This is a genomic window from Microbulbifer sp. CAU 1566, assembly GCF_023156515.1.
Classification (GTDB): domain Bacteria; phylum Pseudomonadota; class Gammaproteobacteria; order Pseudomonadales; family Cellvibrionaceae; genus Microbulbifer.
The window spans coordinates 1-3002 of record NZ_JALNMG010000013.1 but is presented as its reverse complement, the minus strand read 5'-3'; the positions used below and the strand labels follow the sequence as shown (position 1 = coordinate 3002).

The window sequence follows — 3002 nt, the reverse complement described above, 5'->3', positions numbered from 1 at the left end:
CTCTACGAAACTCTTCCGTATACGCCTGAGCTCTCTTCTTACCCATGGTGCACCTCCGTGTTAGGCCGAAACCTAACTATACAAGGTGTCTACTAAACGTGGGTAAGTCTTAAACATAACGCCCGCGACAGGGGTGAAGAATGCTATACACGTTTTTGCGAAAATGGGAGCGTAGCGACCAGCACAAAGGTGCATAACGTTGGGCGTCCTTTGGCTTGCGATTATTAGGCGCGAGCTAGACGGGCGTACTTTCTTCTAGATGGCTCAATTTCATGAAGATACCGAGTAAACGTATCTTTTGGACGCTCTAAACCATTGGAAGCCAAAGTTCTGGAAGCCATGCCTCGATGATTACTGCTGTGAGTTAATAAATGAAACATAATTTCTTCTATTGACAATTGCCCATAGTCACCGTCCGTGAATTTGAAAGATATGACCTTATTCAAAATTTCAGAGTTCGCTGACTCTGAGAATTCCACAAGCCATGAATCATTTTTCTCGATTCTTTCTTGTAACTCTGGAAAACTTGGTGTCTCTATCGTGTTGTCAGCTGAATAACTCTCTGAGGCACCTGAAATCCGGCTTATGAATAAGCTGTCAACTACCGCGGTGTGATTCAAAATTCTAACAAAGAAAACTGCGTCATCTTCTGGAAGTAAGTGTAATTGGCGCTCCCCATACATGAGCAGCTCCGTGTTTGCCCACTTCTTAAACTTAAATGCATTTGAAAGCAGCAATTTTCGATTCCCTATTTATTGTTGAATACAGCATTATCTTGATTCTACGCCTAACACCGCTCTCAGCCTCTGAAGGTAACTAGCGCTTTTTTTGTTTCGAAAAAAGGTAACAGTTACCAGAGATCGGTTTCAGTGCCTTGCTATACGAATCTCTCATTTCCAATCTATGATCTGCGTGTCCATTTTACCCATACGCAAAAAGTATGGTGTTTCTCCGAAGATCTCTCTACCTTTCTCTAACTGTGCTCTTACATCAGGAACAACTGAGGTTTCTTCATCTTCAAATATTCGAAACCCCTCTTCCAACTCAACACTTGAAGCATCTAGAAATGCAGATATTGAATCAGAAATACGATTACACCCAACGCCTTCACTTAAATCATATACCGATCCATAAGTAATAGAATCAGATAAACAATTAACTAAAACAAAGTCACCAGAGCCATCATACAAAATAGGAAAAAACCCTTTTGGCCAATAATCTGGATTTTCATCTCCACCTATCCCAGAAATCTCACTATATTGATCCCGAGCCTGATCCCATGACAAAGCATACATTCCCCATGCGAAATCAGGATCATCAACTCCGAGATCATCACATTTTTCGTAGCTATATCCATTGACCATAGAAAAATAGTTTACAAGCTCATCAGTGAGATCAACCTCGGAAAATGGAATCCCCTCTCGTATTGAGTTTGGGTCACCTTGATCTAAGGTATCTGCTGCAGAAGCACCGGATTGCTTGAGCACTTCCAAGTATTTTTCTATAGATTTCTTAAGAATAATTCTATCTTCCATGCCGAATCTCGATTAATGCGCTCGTATAACGCCGCGAGCAGCGGTAGTTTGCTTTGTGCGCGTTATGCGCGAAAATGGGAGAGAAGCGACCTGTGCACAAAGTCAGCTGTTCGGTGGAGGCCCGCAGGGCCGGAACGAACTGCCTCGCTTGTTAGTGCAGATTCGCCCGCTATTCATCAGGATACTCTGAAAGATACAACTTTATTCCCAGCTTAGACATTATTGACATAGCTCGAACGCTTAAAATTGCACCGCCGCCGCACGCGTTTTCTCTCATGCTAAAACCAATGTCAGCGATATAACTTGCTGAGGGTAATTTTTCTTCATTTTCGATGAGCCATTTTTCTAAGCCCTCAACTTGCGCGGGAAGCTCCCACTCATCTCTTGCTATCCAGGCAATTCTTTCATTATCTGATTCACGTCTTATGTAAATTGACAACCTAGATTTCCTTATGCACTAACGCTTACAGCAGAGGCAAACCGAAGCGTAAGTTTGTCCTGCTGGCTGTACTTGTTAGCTACTTTATGCGCACTCATCTTTGAAGGGATTTAACACCTCCCCGCTTGGAGCAGAATAAGGTTGCTTAAACGTGAATGCGGAATAGGTTGGACCATTTTGACGCAATAACTCCAGGCGAATCTTTGCCTCTTCGATTGTTGGCCATCTATCCTCTTCTATCCACCAAAGAACCATATAGAAATCTATTTTTTCAAACCATTCTTTACGTCTACGCATGATTTCTTTATGGTCATTGTTCCGGTATACAAAATTAACTAAAGATTTGATGTCAGACCACACTGACATATTTATTGCAATATTGGGGTCGCCGAATGCCTGAACGTCAAGTGAATCGTTGCCAGAACCTTTAAATCTCCAAACAAATCCGGGCTGTACTTCCGCTATTGCGTTTACTCTATCAAGGTTGTTCACAAAGTCAGCATTAACGGGGTTGTGTTGTGGGAGACGAAATTTTGCAATATTTACCTGCGCTAATTGATACTTCATGTCTTCCTCCTGGCTCGAATTCTTGGTTCGTGGTCTTACCCACGATAAGTAGACACCCTAACTACGCGCATTTGCGCTCAAATTCCGCTGGGCTGAGATGCCCTATAGCGGAGTGCCTACGTACTCGGTTATAGAACACTTCGATGTACTCAAAGATTCCGCTCTTCGCGTCCTCGATACTCTCGTACTCTTCCGCGTATATTAGTTCGACCTTGAGCCGACTAAAAAAAGATTCCATCGCCGCGTTGTCCCAGCAATTTCCTTTCCTGCTCATACTGGGCTTACAATCGTTCTTCTCGATAAAATAACGATAATCTCGAGCGCGATACTGCACACCTCGGTCTGAGTGGATAATCAGGCCAGGGCGAATATCTCGGCGCTGAAACGCCATCTTCAGAGCGTCCGTTACCAATTGCTCTGTCATGCTCGTATCCAGGGCCCAGCCCACGATTGCCCTCGAA

General features: G+C 43.6%; 5 protein-coding genes. All 5 read right to left on the bottom strand.

Annotated features, from left to right (window positions below; all coding sequences use genetic code 11):
* Positions 1-224: 224 nt before the first annotated feature.
* Entirely contained in the window at positions 225-737 is a 513-nt protein-coding gene (locus M0G74_RS18140; protein WP_248220198.1) for a DinB family protein, read from the bottom strand.
* A gap of 153 nt (positions 738-890) precedes the next feature.
* Positions 891-1535: an SMI1/KNR4 family protein gene (locus M0G74_RS18135; protein WP_248220197.1), complete on the bottom strand. Its 645-nt coding sequence runs from the start codon at positions 1533-1535 to the stop codon at positions 891-893.
* A 169-nt stretch (positions 1536-1704) separates the two neighbouring features.
* A complete protein-coding gene (locus M0G74_RS18130) occupies positions 1705-1974 on the bottom strand; it encodes a hypothetical protein (RefSeq protein WP_248220194.1) in 270 nt (89 codons plus the stop codon).
* Positions 1975-2058: 84 nt separating this feature from the next.
* The gene (locus M0G74_RS18125; RefSeq protein ID WP_248220193.1) at positions 2059-2541 is read right to left on the bottom strand and encodes a DUF3291 domain-containing protein; all 483 of its coding nucleotides are present in this window, start codon (positions 2539-2541) and stop codon (positions 2059-2061) included.
* 61 nt (positions 2542-2602) lie between these two features.
* Positions 2603-3002 (bottom strand): IS3 family transposase (locus M0G74_RS18120; protein ID WP_348983723.1); only part of this gene is annotated, 400 nt, incomplete at its 5' end.

Bases quoted from the DNA above. Each gene is read 5' to 3' on its own strand.
- M0G74_RS18125 (WP_248220193.1), bottom strand. From the start codon at position 2,541: ATGAAGTATCAATTAGCGCAGGTAAATATTGCAAAATTTCGTCTCCCA.
- M0G74_RS18135 (WP_248220197.1), bottom strand. From the start codon at position 1,535: ATGGAAGATAGAATTATTCTTAAGAAATCTATAGAAAAATACTTGGAA.